The following is a 16,577-nucleotide window of genomic DNA, read 5'->3' as shown; positions in this document are numbered from 1 at the left end:
CTGGCATTTTCAAGAACCACACCAGAACCCCATTATTACGCATTCCCGGCCGCGGTGCTGTTACCCTCGGGGCCCGGACCCCATCCCCGGTCTGCCCGCAGGGCCGGCGCCAGGCCCATCGCCGTAGTTCTGTCCAGGCCCGCGCCAGCCCGGTTCGGCTGCGGCCGGCCCGCCGAAGCGGTACGTCAGGCCGAGGTAGGCAATGCGCCCGGCCGAGCGGCGGATGCTGGTCTCTTTCAGCAGGTCGGTATCGGTGATGGTCTCGTTCTTGTTGCCGTTGAAGACGTCGGTGACGTTGAGCACCAGGCTCAGTGCCGGCGTGATTGCGTGGCGCAGGCTGACATTGGTGGTGACGTTCGGCTGGCGGTAACCCTGGCCACTCAGGGTCTTGCCCTGGCCGTTGATGGCTACCTGCAGCTGGTCTTCGCTTGATATCTGGTAACTGATGCGCGCCCGGCCGCTCAGTGACACCGCGTGGCGCGTTGTTTCGCCGCTAGTCAAGCTGCCGAAAATGCGCTGCTCGACGTAGGCCAGGTTGCCGCTGGTGTTGAGCGACAGTTTCGGCAGCAGTTTGCCGGAGAGCGTGAATTCGAGCCCGCCGGACTGGTTGCTGCCGGCGTTGTCCTTGGTGGTGAGGATCACGGTGTCGCTGATGAAGCTCTTGCGCTCCGAGATCAGGCCAGTGTCCTTGCGGTAGTAGCCGCGCAGATTGGTGTCGAGGGCACCCAGGCGCGACTCGTAGCCCAGCTCGAACGCGTCGGTGCTGGTCGGCTTCAGGTTGGGATTGCCCGACGAGACGTTGAATTCGTCGCGGTAGACGACAAAGGGATTGAGCTCGCCCGCGCCCGGCCGGCGGATCCGGTGCGCATAGCTCAGGCGAATGTTGGTCTGGTCCGATATCCGGTAGGTGACGAACATGCTGGGAATGGTGTTGACGTAGCGGTTGCTCGCGTCAGGCTGGCCGTTCAGCTGCAAAAAGTCCATCCTGGTCAACTCGGTGCGCAGGCCGGCAAGGACGCTCCAGTGTTGGTCGAGGCGGAACTGGTACGAGGCGTACAGCGCCACGCTGGTCTCGTCGAGTTCGAAGCGGTTGCTGCGCGCCGTGTTCACGGTTTCGCCCAGCGTTGCGATGTCGATGTCGGTATAGCGCGTATCGAAGCTGTTCTTGTGGCTGGCCAGCTTGTAGCCAAGCTTGACGAAGGCCTGGTCGACCGGACGCTCATAGTCGCCAGTAAAGTCGACGAGCCGGTTCCCGGTCAGGCTTTGCTGACGGCTCGCGTTGTCCAGGGCGCGCGGCGGGCGGATCGCGTACGCGTTCGAATAGGCGCTGGCGCTGTCATTGAGCATCGATGACACGCGCACATCGAATTTTGCCACCTCGCCGGGCAGTTCTCCCTTATGGTCGAAGCGCGCGCCGAGGGCGCCGCTGTCGCTGTAGCCGGAACCGCGGGTGGTGCGCAGGTAGTCGCTATTGGTGACGTCGTTTGCGCCGAAGCTGACGTAGCGGTCTTGCGAACGGCTGTCGTTGGAGAGGCGCGACAACGTCACGTTGGCGCCGAGCGTATCCCTGGTGCCGAGGTTCCAGGTCAGCGCCGTATTGACGCTGGCGGCGTCGCGCAGGCCGCTCGAACTGCCGTCCTGCGCGCTGCGGTTGGCAATCTTGGTGACGGGGTCGGCCCGCACGCGGTCGATGTCCCAGCTTGAATCGCGGCCGTCGCGGCGCACGCTGGCGCCGCCCTGGATGCCGAAGGCGCCGCTGTTGTAGCTGCCTGATACGCCCGAGTTGTAGCGGCCGGCCGTGCCGCCGCTGGCGTTGACGGCGCCAAACCCGCCCGGCTTGCGGTTGCGCCGCATGACCAGGTTCAGGATCGGCCCGCCACCGGCCTCGTTGCCGAACTGCGCGCCGGGATTGTTGATCACCTCGACCGATTCGATGTCTTCGGCCGGCATCGCGTTCAAGGTGGCGCCGCGGTTATCGCCCTGCATCATGGCCGACGGCTTGCCGTCGACGTAGACCTGAACACGGGTGCTGCCGCGCAGCGTCAGCGTGCCGTCCGGGTCGACCGCCACCGACGGCACGTTACCCAGTGCGTCGGCGGCCGAACCGTTGGTGGCACTGACGTCGTTCTTGACGTCGTAGACCTGGCGGTCGATACGATTGGTGGGGCGATTGCCGGTTACCGTGACGGTGGCATCGATGGCGGACTCCGGCGCGTCGGTTTTTTTGACCGGCGGCTTGGCGACAACGACCGGCGCCGCGCCGGTTTGCGCCAGCGCCGGCTGGGCCAGGCCAGCGAGCGCGCCGAGGATGGCGCCGGACAGCGCGCTGCGGGTGAGCAGCAAGGGCAAACGGGGAGAAATCGTCATTGTAGAGTCGGGAAGTGGCGCCAAGCTGGCAGGATAGGCAAATCTTGCCACCAAGTACAGCGACTAAATGTTTCGCGCTTGTAACAAACCGAAATGGTCGCGCTGGTGAGTACGTCGATACGCGCTAAAACGACACTGCTGCAAGCTGTTTCCGACCGCCATGCCCATCCAGGCTGCTGATGCCTGGCATGCGGCCTCTTTGCGCGCTACGCTAAACACCGGTATCGGCAGGACTGGCCAAAAGGTGTCGTTAACCCTTTATAATGATTCCTCACGGCAGCCGGTGTCAGCGCCTTCTGGTTTTCATACGCACCCTTCTGCTACCCGACGAGACGTTGACCTGGGGCGCCCATGCTTTCCGCGGATTTCGACTATGAAACGGCACTGATCGCTTGCTCCCGCGGGAACAAGCGGGCGCTGCAAAGCATCTACGAGCAGGAGAGCTCACGCATGCTCGGCATTGCGCTGCGTATCGTACGGCAGCGGCAGGCCGCCGAGGACGTGCTGCACGACGCCTTCCTCAACATATGGACCAAGGCCGGCAGTTTCGACGCCGCGCGTGGCTCCGGCCGCGGCTGGATCTACAGCATCGTGCGCAACCAGGCGCTCAATGCGATTCGCAGCGGCGAGCGCGAAGTGCATGTTGGCGTAGACGCGATGACCGATATCGAGTCAGCCGAATCGATGCGCCTGGCAGCGGAGCATACCGACGCATTCGAATTGCACACCGACCTGGGGCGCCTGCACGACTGCCTGTCGAACCTTGACGTCGCCAAGCGCAACAGCATCCTCTTCGCCTACGTCGACGGCTGTTCGCACGCCGAAATTTCGCAGCGTCTCGCTTCGCCGCTCGGCACCGTCAAGGCGTGGATCAAGCGCGGCTTGCAGGCGCTCCGGGAGTGCATGACATGACCGGGCCGGTGCCGGACGATCCGGATGATCCGCTAGACTCGATTGACCCAAACGATGTGGCGGGCGAGTACGTGCTGGGCACCTTGTCGGCCAGGGAGCGCCTGCGTTTTGAGGAAGCGCTGCGACGCGACACGTCCTTGCGCGACGCCGTACTGGCCTGGCATGAGCGCTTGCTGCCGCTGACGACGCTGGTGGCGCCGGTTGCGCCGCCGCCGGAACTGTGGCGGCGCATTGAAAGCGCGCTGGCGCCGGTGGCTGCCGGGGCTGCCCCCGTCGCCATCGCCGGCTGGTGGGACAGCCTGAAGCTGTGGCGCGGCCTCGCCGCCGGCGGCCTCGCGGCGGCCATCATGGCAGTGGCAATGACGCCGCGCTTGGCAGCGCCGCCGGCGCAGAAATTCATGGTCGTACTGGCCGCGCCGCAGAACATGCGGCCGGGCTGGATCATCCAGAGCACGGACTCGCGCCACCTGCGTTTGCTGCCCTTGGGCCCCACCGAACTGCCGCAGGGGAAATCGCTGCAGTTCTGGACCAAGGCCGATGGATGGACCGGGCCGGTTTCGCTTGGCCTCGTGACGCCGGGGCAGCCATTGGAGGTGTCATTGGGAAAACTGCCGCCGCTGCAGCCGAACCAGCTGTTCGAAATAACCCTCGAACCGCCGGCCGGCTCGCCGATCGGACGGCCGACCGGCCCGATCCTGTTCATCGGCCGCGCGGTAGCGATCTGACCCCACGGGCTTACTCGACCTGCACGCTCACTTGATCGTGATGGCGATATCGCGCAAGCCGGTACCGCTGCCTACCAGTGACGTCGCCGGCGTTGCCGCGCCATTGACCGGCGTGGCGGCGCCGGTGACCAGGTTGATGCGGTAGAGCGAACTCGGGCCGCCTGCCGTCGTGCGCAGCGCTGCCAACGCCAGGCCGTTGGCGCCGCCGGCGATATCGAGCCCGACGTCGCCGGCCGCGTTCACGCCGAGCGGGCCGACCGCGGTCAGTGTGCCTTCGTTGGGCGGATTTTGCACTGACAGCGTGTCGGCGAAGGTGTCGATGTCCATCAGCATGGTCGTCGTCGTACCGGCAAAGCTGTTGGTGTAGGCGGCGCCGGTCACAACCGGCGCCGTGCCTGCCATGTTGATGGGGCCGTCGGTGGTGGTCGCACCGGTATCGACGTTGATGCGCAGGCTCTGGCCGGTATCGCTGATCACGCGCAACCGGTCCGCGACGGGATTGAAGTCGACCGCAAACGCGGTGCCGATAATGCCCGCATACGGCAGCGTGGTGTCGGCGGGGTCGAGCGCCAGCGTCGCTTTTGCCGTTGCCGCGCCGGTGGCCGGATCGATCGTGTAGATTTTCCCGGCCGACGACAGGCCATACATCAGCCGGTCCTTGGGACGCACGTCAATGCCCAGCAGCGTTTCGCCCGCGGCCAGGCCGGTGACGGTGACGGTGCTGGTGAGGGTATTGGGCGACAGCGGCGCAAAACTGACCAGGCGGTTGTCGTCGGTCAGGCCAACGACAACCGGCGTCTTGACCGGGCGCAGCGCGATGCCGCGGATGTCTTCGGCGACGCCGATGGCACCGATCGCGGTGGCGGCGTTGCTGGCGGCGGTAAGGTTGATGCTGTACAGGTTGCGCGCGCCACCCACGGTGAACACGGCGTAACCGGTATTGGTCACCGCATCGATATCGAAGCCGCCGACGCTGCTCGCATCGACGCCCAGCGTGACCGGCAAACTCAAGGTGCCGTTGTTGGGTGGATTCTGGGTGAACAGGGTGTCGGTGACGGCGTCGATGGCGAACAGCGTTGTCGTCGCGGTCGTGGCGAACGAGTTGGTGTAGGCCGAACCGGTGACGGCAGCGGTGGCGGCGCCGCCGTTGATCGGCCCATCGGTGGTCACCGCGCCGGTATCGACGTTGATGCGCAAATTTAACCCGGTGTCGCTAACCACGCGCAGGCGGTCGGCCACCGGATTGAAATCGACGCCGAACTGCGCGCCGGCCAGGCTGGTGTAGGGCGCGGTGGTGTCGGCCGCATCGGCCGCGAACGTCGACTTGAGCGTGGCGACAGCGGTGGTGGTGTTGATGCTGTACACGCGGCCGGTGCTGCCTACGCCGTAGAGCACGCCGTCAGCGGGGCGGAAGTCGATGCCGACCAGGCTTTCGCCGGAAGCCAGGCCGGTGACCGCGACGTTGGTGCGCACGGTTGCCGCGCTGTCGCGGTTGAACGAGATGAGCTTGTTGCTTGCAGTGATAGCGAAAACATCTCCCGGCTCGACGGCCGACTCTGGTGGCGGCTTGACGTCGTCATCGTGGTCGCCGCCACAGCCGGCAAGGGCGAAGGTGATGGCAGCTGAAATGGCAAGTTTGGTGAAATGCGGTGTGTTCATGGTGCGCGCTCCTGGCAGGTTGGTGGTGAGTGAGTGATAAGTGCTCGAGGGCAACTGATGTCGGCTTGTTCTTGCATCGCCTACTGTAGAACCGAAGGGATGCGTGAACATTGAAAACGACAGAAGTTGACGCTTGTACTACACGCCAGCCAGGTGTTTGGATGCAGTCACGTGAAAATTTTTTTTGGGTTGATACAGTGCGTTGCCGCCGCGAATCGAAGGCAAGTTCAGGCAAGCGACTTTTGTGAGCGAAGTACTTCGCAAAGCATACCGCAGCGTGCAGCGAGCCGCGGTGTGCGCAGCTGGCGTTGGCTGGGCATGAGGCAGGCAGGACACCGGGGTTTGCCCGTCAAGCCTGACGCTACCTGGCCACCGGCTGGCCGGTCAGCACGCCCTCGGACTGCTCCAGGCTGGCGAATGTCGTCGCTGTGCGCACTGCCGCGCACCTTGCCCTGCATTTCGATGTAGCGCTGCATCAGGATGGCGTCGCAAGAAAAGCGTTGCCGTGCGGACTGAAGCGCAGTTCGGTGTAGCGGTCCGCCATTTCCGCCGTCATCAAGACCGTCACGCCCATATCGGTGATCGACGTCACCAGGCGGTACAGCGACTCGCGGAAGTCTTCGCGAAACACCGACGCCAGCGCCATCTCGAAGCCCGACAGGGAATCGATCACCACCCGCTTGGCCTTCATGCGCACGATCATGGCGACCAGGTCATGCAATATCTCGTCGAGCGACAGGTCGAGCGTGCGGGGCGCGCGTCGTCAGGCGCGACGCCAGCAGCCTGAAGGCGTCGGACAACGCCATCGGCGGGTGCGGCGCCAGCCACGCGAAGCGGACAGCGGCCTGGTTCAGGGTGCGCGAATACAGCGAGGAGAAGCCGCGCTCGCCAATGATCCCGGTCAATTCGGCCGCCAGGCTTTCCCACCGGACGACGCTGGCATCGGCGTGTTCCTGCGGCAGCGGGCGCACGGCGCGCTCGATCATCTGGTGCCGCTGTTGGTCGGCAATCGCCATGACTAGTATTTCTTTGGCCGCAAGGCGGTGGCCGCATCGCGCTGCCGGCTGGGAGGGTCGCGCAATTGGGTTGCATGCGTGCCGATGATGCGCGTCAGCAGCACCAGGCTCAGCGGTTTGACCAGGTAATGATCGAATCCTGCCTCGCTGGCCCGGTCCATCTGGCCGGCCGTGTTGTAGCCGGTGGTGGCGATAAAGCACGGATAGGGCGCGTCGAGGGCGGCGCGCATGGCGCTGACGACCTGGAAACCGTCCATCCCCGGCAGGCCGATGTCGCACAACACGACATCGAACGCATGGTTCAGGCCGGCGCGCAGTCCGCTCGGGCCATCGAAACAACTGGTAACCGTATGGCCGTCGGCTGCAAGCAGCATGGTCATGACATCGTTGGCGTCGATGTTGTCTTCGATGAGCAGGATATTGCATGGAAGCGTCGGCGACATGGATGCCGCCGCGCTACTGTCGTGTGTCGCTTCAAGCGAAGGCGACAGTGGCAGCGTGATGATGAAGCTGCTGCCCTTGCCGGAGCCTTCGCTGACCACCCTGGCGCTGCCGCCATGTAACTGGGTGATCGAGCGTACCAGCGACAGGCCGATACCAAGGCCGCCCTGGGCGCGCTCGAGCGAGCGGTAGCCCTGCGTGAACAAGTCGAAAACGAAGGGCTGCAGCTCGGCTGCGATGCCGGCGCCGTCGTCGCTGACAGTGACCTCCACCGTATCGCCGACCCGTTCGGCGGTGACATCGATATGACCGTATTCTTGGGTAAATTTGCTGGCATTGATCAGCAGGTTCGAAAAAACCTGCGCCAGCCTGATCAGGTCGCCCTGGATCGTCAATGGCGTCGAAGGCAGCCGCACTTGCAGGCGCTGGTAGCGCTTGTCGATGCCGGGCTGGCTGGTTTCGACCGCATTATCGATGACGTTGCGCAGCAGCACCGGCGCTAGCTGCAAGGTGATCTTGCCGCTGGCGACGCGCGACGCGTCGAGCAGGTCATCGACCAGGCGCTCCATGTGGGCGATCTGGCGCGAATAAACGGCATGCACCCTGGCGATGTTCGGATGCAGCCCGGCGTGGCCGGCCAGCAGGTCGCTGGCCATCGCCATCGGCTGCAGCGGGTTACGCAACTCGTGTGCGAGCATCGACAAAAATTCGATCTGGCGCAGATGGGCGGCTTCCGCGGTCGCCTGCAAGTCGCGCGCGTCGAAAGTAGCCAGCACGAGATGTTGGTTGGCAGCCTGTAGCCGCTGGACCAGCACTGCGACGGCTTCCGAGCGGTCTTTCTCGCGTGCCTGCTCAAGGATGGTGCCCCGCAGTTCGCTGATGGTGCTGCGCAACGACGCTATTTCGTCTTCGTACTGTGCCTGCGGCAAAGCGGGCATTGCCGTGCCGTCGTTGCCGCTTGGCGATTTGGCGCGTAGTGCAAGATCATCGTTTGGCATGTGGGGTTCAATCATTGGCGATCGCTCGGTGGCAGTGTCTTGCGCCGGCGCCACCTTGGACAACGTCGGCCACATGCACCAGCTCGCTTGCTGCACACGGGGAAACTTAAATATTTCCAATACAATACTACCTTTCGCCGTTGGCAGCCGCTCTGTTCGCGGGCGCCTGGCTGGCGGCCCGCTCACTACCCACTACCCACTACCCACTACCCGCTACGCACCGTTCACCACAGGAGAACCGACCATGCATGCCAACGCGCTGTTTCACCTTGCTTTTCCGGTCCGCGATATCGACGAAGCGCGCCGGTTTTACGGCGGCCTGATCGGCTGCCGGGAAGGCCGCAGCTCGGCCAACTGGGTCGACTTCGATTTTTACGGCCACCAGCTGGTTGCCCACCTGGCGCCAGCAGAATGCGGCCACAGCGCCACCAGCAGCGTCGACGGCCACCAAGTGCCGGCCCGCCATTTCGGCGCGATCATCAACCGCGAGCAATGGGAGGCGTTGGGAGACCGGCTGCGCGCGGCGGGTATCGAATTCATCATCGCGCCTTACATCCGCTTCGCCAGCGAGCCGGGCGAACAGGCGACCATGTTTTTCCTCGACCCGTCCGGCAACGCGCTCGAATTCAAGTCCTTCGCCGACCTCGGCCAATTGTTCGCGAAGTAAAATCGCGCAGCAATGACGTGCTCGCTCAGCCGCTGGCGCGCAGCTGCATCGCATGCATGCCGATGATGCGCGTGAGCGACTCCAGGCTGACCGGTTTGACCAGGTAATGGTCGAATCCCGCTTCGCTGGCCCGGTCCGGCTGGTCGCTGGCGCTGTAGCCGGTGGTGGCGATGAAGCACGGATGCGGCGCGGGGAGGGCGGCGCGCATCGCGCTGACGACCTGAAAGCCGTCCATGCGCGGCAGGCCGATGTCGCACACCACGATATCGAACGAGCCGTCGAGGCCGGCGCGCAGGCCGCTCGGGCCATCGAAACAACTGGTGACGGCATGGCCTTCGGCCGCAAGCAGCATCGTCATGACGTCGTTGGCGTCGACATTGTCTTCAATCAGCAGGATCTTGCACGGCGCCACCGGCAGCGCCAACTGAGGGGCGCTGCCGCCCTTCTCCGCTCTCCTCGGGTAGGGCAGGGGCAGCGTGATGGTAAAGCGGCTGCCCTTGCCGGTGCCTTCGCTGGCCACCCTGGCGCTGCCGCCATGCAATTGGGTGATCGAGCGTACCAGCGACAAGCCGATGCCAAGCCCCCCCTGGGCGCGCTCGAGCGAGCGATAGCCCTGGGTGAACAGGTCGAAGATGAACGGTTGCAATTCGGGCGCAATGCCGGCGCCGTCGTCGCTGATGCAGACCTCGACCGTATCGCCGACCCGCTGGGCGACGACATCGATGTGGCCGTATTCCTGGGTGAACTTGCTGGCATTGATGAGCACGTTGGCAAACGCTTGCGCCAGCCTGACCTGGTCGCCGCGAATCATCAACGGCAGCGTCGGCAGCCGCACCTGCAATTGCTGGTGGCGCCGTTCGATGCCGGCCAGGCTGGTCTCGACCGCATCTTCGATGACCTCGCTCAGCCACAGCGGCGCCATCTGCAAGTCGATCTTGCCGCAACTGACGCGCGAGGCATCGAGCAGGTCATCGACCAAGCGCGCCATGTGGGCCACCTGGCGGCTGTAGACGGCATGCGCCCTGGCGATGTCCGGGTGCAGCCCGGTGTGGCTGGCCAGCAAGTCGTTGGCCATTGCCATCGGCTGCAGCGGATTGCGTAGCTCGTGGGCCAGCATCGACAAAAATTCGACCTGGCGCAGGGCTGCCGCGACAGTGAAGTGGTCTTCGTTCGGCATCAGGCGTGTGGCAAGGCGGAATTGGTCAATTTCAATGGAACTTTACGCATGGCGACACCATACTACTTTTCGGCGTACATACTGGTGTTATTTTTTTAGTCAGGTAACGCTGCGCGCGGCAGCGTTACCGTGAACGTGGTGCCTTCGGACAGGGTCGAACTGACGGTGATTGCGCCGCCGTGGGCGTTGATGATATCGCGCGTGATGTACAGGCCGAGGCCGAGGTGATCGGCATCGTCGCCGGCACGCGCGCTGGCCGAACGCACGGCAATCCGCTTGGCCGGGTCGAACAGCGTGCGCAAGTGCGACGGCGCCATCGGCTCGCCCATGTTCTGGATCGTCAGCGTGATGGCATCGAAGCCCTGGACCGAGACCCGGATCGGCTGGTCCTTCGCGCCGTGCTGGGTGGCGTTGGCAACCAGGTTCGACAGCGCCTGGTTGATCCGCACCCGGTCCCATGTCACGTTCAGGTCGCCCGCCAGTTCGAGTTTAATATGGTGCTTCGGGTGGAAGGCGCGGATTTCTTCGACGATATGGGTGCACTGCGGGCCGAAGTCCATCGGCGCCGGCTTGATCGGCATGCCGCCGCCCAAATTGCTGGTCGAAAAATCGATGAGGTCGCTGACAATATCGTTCACCCGCCGGGTGCTGGCAGTGATGCGCTCGGCAATTTTTCGGTGTTTCGATGGCAGCGTGGCGTCGAGCAGCAGTACCTGCGCGCCCATGCCGATCGCGCCCAGCGGATTGCGCACGTCGTGCCCAAGGATCGCAAGGAACACGTTTTGCGTATCGCGCGTCAGTTGCGAGTAGCGCGCAATCGACTCGGTCAGCGACTGATCGATTGCCTCGTTAAAGCGCAGCATGTCCCGCACCGCCAGTTCGTCGGCGCCATTGACGCGGTTTTGCCATAGCCGCAGCACGCTGGCGCGCATGACGCGGTACTCGGCCATCAATTCCTCGATGCTCAATCCCGATTCGAGGCGGTCGGCGGCATGGCTTTCGGCCGCGGTGTCGTTCGCTTCCGCGGGGCCGTTGCCTTTTGATTTTTCGATGCTTTCCTGATCGCCCTGATAAGTGTCGAGGTCGGCGCAGATCACCACCAGCATTTGCTGCGCATGATCGCGCAGCTTTTGCCGGTTCGAACCCACCAGCGGGTGCAGCGTCTCGGCAAAATCTTCCCATTCCTGCAGGATGACCTCGATATTTTCACGGATAAAGGCGGACAGACGCACGGATGGGGCTCTCGGTGGCGCGGTTTGGCGTTCAGTAACAGACCAGCGCCAGCGGCGGTGGGGTATGGTCGTGAAGAGTATAGCAAACTCGCCGGATCGATCAGGCCAGTGCGCCGCAAATGTCCCGATCGGCGTCGCTTCATCATTGCTGCAGCGCGGCCATTCGCCTGCTTCCAATCAGGCAATGCTTCTTGGCGCCGATGCCGGCGCCCACTACAACAGGCAGGGGGCCGGCAGCGTGCCGACCATCGTGTTCCACGGCGACCTCGACTCGACGTCGTTTCCCAGGAAACAGGCGCTGCTGCCGGGCGCGTTTTCACGCGCGACATCTACCGCAGCAAGTCGGGCGGCAGCCGGCGCGGCACCCATACCGACGCCACCGGCCCCGACGCCAGCGAAGAGATGATGCGGTTTTTTATCCAGAGCACGTCGGCCTGGCCGGCATTTCGCGCGGGTGACCTCGACAACACTGTCCTTTCTGGTATGCTTTCAGGCTGATCAGATCAAGAAAGATTGTCATGAAATGCGCGTTGGTGGGATCCCGTTTTTTTGCCGCCTCGGTATTCGAGGCGCTGCGCCATGAAGAGGGGATCGACATCTCGTGCGTCGTCGCCCCGGCCGAGGACGACCGGCTGGCGATTGCCGCGCGCGCCGCCGGCGTGCCGCTGCACGTGCTGGAAAACCCCCGCAACGTGCCGCAGGAGGCGATCGCCGAAGGCACTGACCTGATCATCGCGGCGCATACCCACGCGCGCGTCTCCGACGGCGCGCTGGCGCGCGCGCGCCTGGGCGGCATCGGTTACCACCCGTCGCTGCTGCCGCGCCACCGCGGCATCGCCGCCGTCGAATGGACCATCCTCGAAGGCGACCCGATTGCCGGCGGCTCGATTTATCACCTGGCCGACGGCTGGGATGCCGGCGCGCTGGCGGCCCAGGACTGGTGCTTCGTGGCCAAGGGCGAAACGGCGCGCGAACTGTGGGAGCGCGCGCTGGCGCCGATGGGACTGGCGCTGATCAAACAGGTGGTGCAGCTTGCGCGCCGCGAGGGCGCGCTGCCGGCCTTCCCGCAGGATCCGCGCTTCGCCACGAAGGCCATGATGATCCGCCGCGCCGTGGTGCTGACCGCCGACGATTCTCCCACCACCACACAATTGGTGGTGTCCGTCGTCGGCCCCGATCGGCACGGCATCGTCAGCCTGCTGGCCGACCGCGCCCAGCGCTACGGCGCCAACTGGGCCGCCAGCCGCCTGACCCGGCTGGCCGGCGAATTCGCCGGCACGGTGCATTTCGAGGTGCCGCGCGAACACGCCGATGCGCTGTCGGACGCGCTGCGCCAGCTCGCGTCCAGCGGTTTGCAGGTGGTCATCGCGCGCAGCGACGCCGCCACCGTGCCGGACACGCTACGCCCTTTCGAGCTCGAACTGGTCGGCGAAGACCGGGTCGGCATCGTCAGCAGCTTGACCAAAATGCTGGCCGAGCGCGGCGTCAGCATCGAAAATATCCACACCGAAGTCAATCGCAGCGGCGTGTCCGGCAAGCAGACGTTTAAAATCAACGCGCACTTGCTGGTGCCGGCGGCGCTGGCGATCGACACCCTGCGCCGCGACCTGAGCGCGCTGGCAAGCGAAATGATGCTCGACATTGCGCTTGGCGAGCGGCCCGCGCCGGTCTGAAACAAGCCGCGCTTACTTTGCGCACGGTTTTTCGTGGCTACGCCATCCTGGCCAAGCCGAACTCAATGCAGTCTTGCTGGAGGCGCTCATGCCAGGTTTACTTCCCCATATCGATCCCGACGGTTTGCTCGAATACTCGGTGGTCTACAGCGACCGCGCGATGAATCACATGTCGCAGTCGTTCCAGGGCGTCATGCGCGACATCTCGCGTACGCTCAAGCAGGTGTACCAGGCGCAATCTGCCATCGTGGTGCCCGGCAGCGGCACCTTCGGCATGGAAGCGGTGGCGCGCCAGTTCGCCACCAACCAGCATTGCCTGGTCATCCGCAATGGCTGGTTCAGTTACCGCTGGACCCAGATTTTCGACATGGGCGCCATTCCAGCGAGCTGCACCGTGCTCAAGGCGCGCCCGGCCGAAGCAGGCCGGCAGGCGCCGTTCGCGCCGGCGCCGATTGGCGAAGTGGTGTCAGCCATCGCAGATGAGAAGCCGGCCGTGGTCTTCGCCGCCCACGTCGAAACGGCGTCCGGTATCATGCTGCCGGACGCTTACCTGCGCCTGGTGGCTGACGCGGTGCACGCCGTCGGCGGCCTGTTCGTGCTCGACTGCATTGCGTCGGGCGCGATGTGGGTCGACATGGCGGCGAGCGGCGTCGACGTCCTGATCAGCGCGCCGCAAAAAGGCTGGAGCGGTTCGCCCTGCTGCGCCTTCGTCATGCTGTCAACCGCGGCGCGCGAAAAAATCGACACCACCACCAGCACCAGTTTCGCCTGCGACCTGCGCAAGTGGCTGCAGGTGATGGAAGCCTACGAGGCGGGCAGCTTTGCCTACCACGCGACGATGCCGACGGACGCGCTGGCGGTAACACGCGACGTCATGTTGGAGACCGCCGCCTACGGCTTTGACAAGGTGCGCGCCGAGCAGGAGGAGCTGGGCAGCCGGGTGCGTGCGCTGCTTGCGGCCAAAGGCTTTCGCAGCGTCGCAGCCATTGGTTTCGAGGCGCCGGGCGTGGTGGTCTGCTACACCGACGACGACGGCATTGCTTCGACCAAAAAATTCGCTGTCGCCGGCCTGCAGACCGGCGCCGGCGTGCCGCTGCAATGCGACGAACCGGCCGATTTCAAGTCATTTCGCGTCGGCCTGTTCGGCCTCGACAAGCTGCACGACATCGAGCGCACCGTCGCCACGTTCGCCGCCGCGCTCGATCGCATCCAGTGATTTTATCAATGGCATCTTAATCCCCCCGGGGTCAGTTCCGACATTCGGACACAAGCTGGTCTGTAAGCTGGTCTACGGTTGGCCGTCGGCATCATGCCAGGCGGTATTTTTATCGTCCTGCAGATTGGCAAGGTCGCGCGCGAACATTTCGTTGAGCTCGTCGCGCGACTGCCGGGCCATCGAAATATACTGTTCCTGGTCCTTGTAGTACGGGTAGACCGCCTGCAGGCTCTTGATGTTGTGGGCCTTGAATTTCTGCGTTGCCTGGCGCGCGCGGTAGGCGCCGTAGCCGAGGTGGCGCAGCACGCTCTGGCCGAGTTGCAGCGCCGCTTCGAACGTTTCGCGCTCGATCACGGTGACGCCGCGATCCATCAGGTCGTACAGGTGGGTGACGTTGCGCGCGCGCGCCATGATCGTCAGGCCGGGAAAATTGCGGCGCACGCAATCGACCAGCGCCAGGCTATCTTCGATGCTGTCGACCGCGACCACCAGCGCGCGTGCATTGGCGGCGCCGGCGGCGTGTAGCAGCGCGACCCGGGTGGCGTCGCCATAAAACACTTTCAGGCCGAATTTGCGCACCAGCTCGACCTGCTCTGGATCATGGTCGAGCACCGTCAGCGCGACCTGGTTGGCGCGCAGCAGGCGCCCGACGATCTGGCCGAAGCGGCCGAAGCCGGCGATGATGACGTGGTCCTGCTGGGTTTCGATGGCGTCGAAGGGCTGCTGTTTGGCTTCGCGGAAGCGCGGCGCGAGAAAATGGTCGTGCACCAGCAGCAGCAAAGGCGTCGCCACCATCGACAGTGCCACCACCACCACCAGTATCGCGCTCACGTTGGCGCTGAACACCCGCGCCTTTTCTGCCGCGCCGAACACGACGAAGGCGAACTCGCCGCCTTGCGACAGCAGGAATGCGAACAGCGCTTGCTGGCTGCGCGGCACCGCGAACAGTTTGGACAGGCCGTACAGCACGCCGGCCTTGATCGCCAGAAAGCCGGCCACCAGCATCAGGATCAGCCCAGGCTGGGCGCGCAACACGCCGAAGTCGACCGACATGCCGACGGCAATGAAGAACAGCCCGAGCAGCAAGCCCTTGAACGGCTCGAGGTCGCTCTCGAGCGCGTGGCGGTATTCGGAGTCGGCCAGCAGCACGCCGGCCAGGAAGGCGCCGAGCGCCATCGACATGCCGATCCATTGCATCAGCAGCGCGATCGAAATCACCAGCAGCAGCGCAAAGGCGGTGAAGATTTCGCGCATGCCGGTGCGGGCAATGGCGCGCAGGACCGGGCGCAGCAGGTAGCGCCCGCCGGCCACCACCGCGAGCAGCACGACCGCCACCCGCAGCGCCCCTGACCAGCCTTGGCCGCTGCCCTCGACGGCGACGATGCCGAGCAGCGGCACGACGGCGATCATCGGGATCGCGGCGATGTCTTGGAACAGCAATATCGAGAACGCGGCCGCCCCGGTCGGCGTGCTTTTCAGATTGCGTTCCTCGAGCGTGGACAGGGCGATCGCGGTCGACGACAGCGACAGCCCGAGCGCGCCGATCAGCGCCACTTTCCAGTCGACCCCGAACAGCATGGCGGCGCCGGCCAGCGCGGCGGCCACAAAGCCCACCTGCGCGCTGCCCCAGCCGAAGATCGGCCGGCGCATCGACCACAGGCGTTTCGGCTCGAGTTCGAGGCCGATCATGAAGAGCAGCAGCACCACGCCGAATTCGGAGAAATGCAGGATGTCGCCGACCTCGACGACCAGGCGCAGGCCCCACGGCCCGATGGCGATGCCGGCCAACAGGTAGCCGAGCACGGCGCCCAGGCCAAACCGTTTCGCGATCGGCACCGCGACCACGGCAGCGGCCAGGTACACCAGTGCATTTTGCAGCAGGCTAGATTCCATTGTCCACTCCTGCGCTGTGGCCGAGGTTGAGGGGAGACGGCGCGGCCAGGCCTTGCAGCAGTTCGCCGAAACGCGCGACGTGGGCGTCGAGCGTGGCGGCGTCGACGGCGTGCGCGGCGTGCAAAATGTGCGGGGGAAGCCATTGCATGCCGCACAGCGCGGCGGTTTGCTCGAACGGCGCCAGGAAGTCGGCGAATGGCCGCCCATGGCGCGCGCCAACGGCATAGTCGTCGGCGCCGCTGCCGGTGCTGGCGACCAGCCAAAAGCGTTTGCCGTGCAGTGCTCCGCTGCCCGCGCCGCCGCTGCCTGTGTTACCTGCGCTGCCGCAGGCCCAGCTTTCGGTCAGCACGCAGTCGACCCATTCCTTCATCAGCGCGGGCATGCCGTACCATTGGAGCGGATGCAGGAACACCAGCACTTCGGCCTGCGCCACCAGCGCCTGCTCGCGCGCGACGTCGATGTAAAAGTCGGGATAGGTTTCGTACAGGTCGTGCAGGAACACGCCTTCACTAAGGCGCGCACAGTCGGCCAGGCGCCGGTTCACGCGCGACAGGTGGGGCGCGGCGTGGGCGTACAGCACCAGCAGCCGGTTCGGGTTCAT

14 protein-coding genes are annotated in these 16,577 nt (G+C 64.8%); 5 read left to right on the top strand and 9 right to left on the bottom strand.

Annotation, left to right across the window (positions count from 1 at the left end; genetic code table 11):
* Positions 1–60: 60 nt before the first annotated feature.
* Positions 61–2,367, bottom strand: a complete 2,307-nt coding sequence (locus tag CR103_RS12245; protein WP_099916268.1) for a TonB-dependent receptor domain-containing protein — start codon at positions 2,365–2,367, stop codon at positions 61–63.
* A gap of 351 nt (positions 2,368–2,718) precedes the next feature.
* Here CR103_RS12245 and CR103_RS12240 point away from each other — a divergent pair, with 351 nt between their 5' ends.
* Together CR103_RS12240 and CR103_RS12235 are read left to right on the top strand one after the other, a co-directional pair.
* Entirely contained in the window at positions 2,719–3,279 is a 561-nt protein-coding gene (locus tag CR103_RS12240) for a sigma-70 family RNA polymerase sigma factor (RefSeq protein ID WP_099916267.1), read from the top strand.
* Positions 3,276–4,004 (top strand): anti-sigma factor, encoded by a 729-nt coding sequence (locus CR103_RS12235; protein WP_099916266.1) that lies wholly within the window; start codon positions 3,276–3,278, stop codon positions 4,002–4,004. Before CR103_RS12240 ends, CR103_RS12235 begins: the two co-directional genes overlap by 4 nt.
* A 27-nt stretch (positions 4,005–4,031) precedes the next feature.
* Here CR103_RS12235 and CR103_RS12230 read toward each other — a convergent pair whose 3' ends face one another.
* The 4 genes from CR103_RS12230 to CR103_RS12215 all read right to left on the bottom strand — a co-directional run bounded on the left by CR103_RS12230 (position 4,032) and on the right by CR103_RS12215 (position 8,118).
* A complete protein-coding gene (locus CR103_RS12230) occupies positions 4,032–5,663 on the bottom strand; it encodes a DUF4394 domain-containing protein (RefSeq protein ID WP_099916265.1) in 1,632 nt (543 codons plus the stop codon).
* 475 nt (positions 5,664–6,138) lie between these two features.
* Positions 6,139–6,384 carry an RAD55 family ATPase gene (locus CR103_RS12225; protein ID WP_229443032.1) on the bottom strand — a complete coding sequence of 82 codons (246 nt, stop codon included), beginning with the start codon at positions 6,382–6,384 and terminating at the stop codon, positions 6,139–6,141.
* The gene (locus tag CR103_RS12220) at positions 6,377–6,679 is read right to left on the bottom strand and encodes a hypothetical protein (protein WP_099916264.1); all 303 of its coding nucleotides are present in this window, start codon (positions 6,677–6,679) and stop codon (positions 6,377–6,379) included. The genes CR103_RS12225 and CR103_RS12220 overlap by 8 nt, the downstream gene beginning before the upstream one ends.
* 2 nt (positions 6,680–6,681) lie before the next feature.
* Complete coding sequence (locus CR103_RS12215) at positions 6,682–8,118, bottom strand: hybrid sensor histidine kinase/response regulator (protein ID WP_229443031.1); 1,437 nt, start codon at positions 8,116–8,118, stop codon at positions 6,682–6,684.
* A gap of 244 nt (positions 8,119–8,362) precedes the next feature.
* Here CR103_RS12215 and CR103_RS12210 point away from each other — a divergent pair, with 244 nt between their 5' ends.
* Positions 8,363–8,785, top strand: a complete 423-nt coding sequence (locus CR103_RS12210; RefSeq protein WP_099916263.1) for a VOC family protein — start codon at positions 8,363–8,365, stop codon at positions 8,783–8,785.
* A gap of 25 nt (positions 8,786–8,810) precedes the next feature.
* On the opposite strand, the gene CR103_RS12205 is transcribed toward CR103_RS12210, so the two are convergent.
* Both CR103_RS12205 and CR103_RS12200 read right to left on the bottom strand, forming a co-directional pair.
* Positions 8,811–9,962, bottom strand: coding sequence for a hybrid sensor histidine kinase/response regulator (locus CR103_RS12205; RefSeq protein WP_099916262.1), 1,152 nt, complete (start codon positions 9,960–9,962; stop codon positions 8,811–8,813).
* 95 nt (positions 9,963–10,057) lie between these two features.
* Positions 10,058–11,194, bottom strand: a complete 1,137-nt coding sequence (locus CR103_RS12200) for a sensor histidine kinase (RefSeq protein ID WP_099916261.1) — start codon at positions 11,192–11,194, stop codon at positions 10,058–10,060.
* Positions 11,195–11,712: 518 nt separating this feature from the next.
* Here CR103_RS12200 and CR103_RS12190 point away from each other — a divergent pair.
* On the top strand, positions 11,713–12,867 hold the full coding sequence (locus CR103_RS12190) for a formyltransferase family protein (RefSeq protein WP_099916259.1): 1,155 nt from the start codon (positions 11,713–11,715) through the stop codon (positions 12,865–12,867).
* A gap of 88 nt (positions 12,868–12,955) precedes the next feature.
* Positions 12,956–14,083, top strand: a complete 1,128-nt coding sequence (locus tag CR103_RS12185) for an aminotransferase class V-fold PLP-dependent enzyme (RefSeq protein WP_099916306.1) — start codon at positions 12,956–12,958, stop codon at positions 14,081–14,083.
* A 72-nt stretch (positions 14,084–14,155) separates the two neighbouring features.
* On the opposite strand, the gene kefC is transcribed toward CR103_RS12185, so the two are convergent.
* Together kefC and kefF are read right to left on the bottom strand one after the other, a co-directional pair.
* Positions 14,156–15,976 carry a glutathione-regulated potassium-efflux system protein KefC gene (gene kefC, locus CR103_RS12180; protein WP_099916258.1) on the bottom strand — a complete coding sequence of 607 codons (1,821 nt, stop codon included), beginning with the start codon at positions 15,974–15,976 and terminating at the stop codon, positions 14,156–14,158.
* Complete coding sequence (gene kefF / locus CR103_RS12175; protein WP_099916257.1) at positions 15,966–16,577, bottom strand: glutathione-regulated potassium-efflux system oxidoreductase KefF; 612 nt, start codon at positions 16,575–16,577, stop codon at positions 15,966–15,968. The genes kefC and kefF overlap by 11 nt, the downstream gene beginning before the upstream one ends.

Origin of the sequence: Massilia psychrophila (genome assembly GCF_002760665.1) — a bacterium.
Classification (GTDB): Bacteria; Pseudomonadota; Gammaproteobacteria; order Burkholderiales; family Burkholderiaceae_D; genus JAFCUW01.
This window is presented reverse-complemented; position numbering and strand designations above follow the sequence as displayed.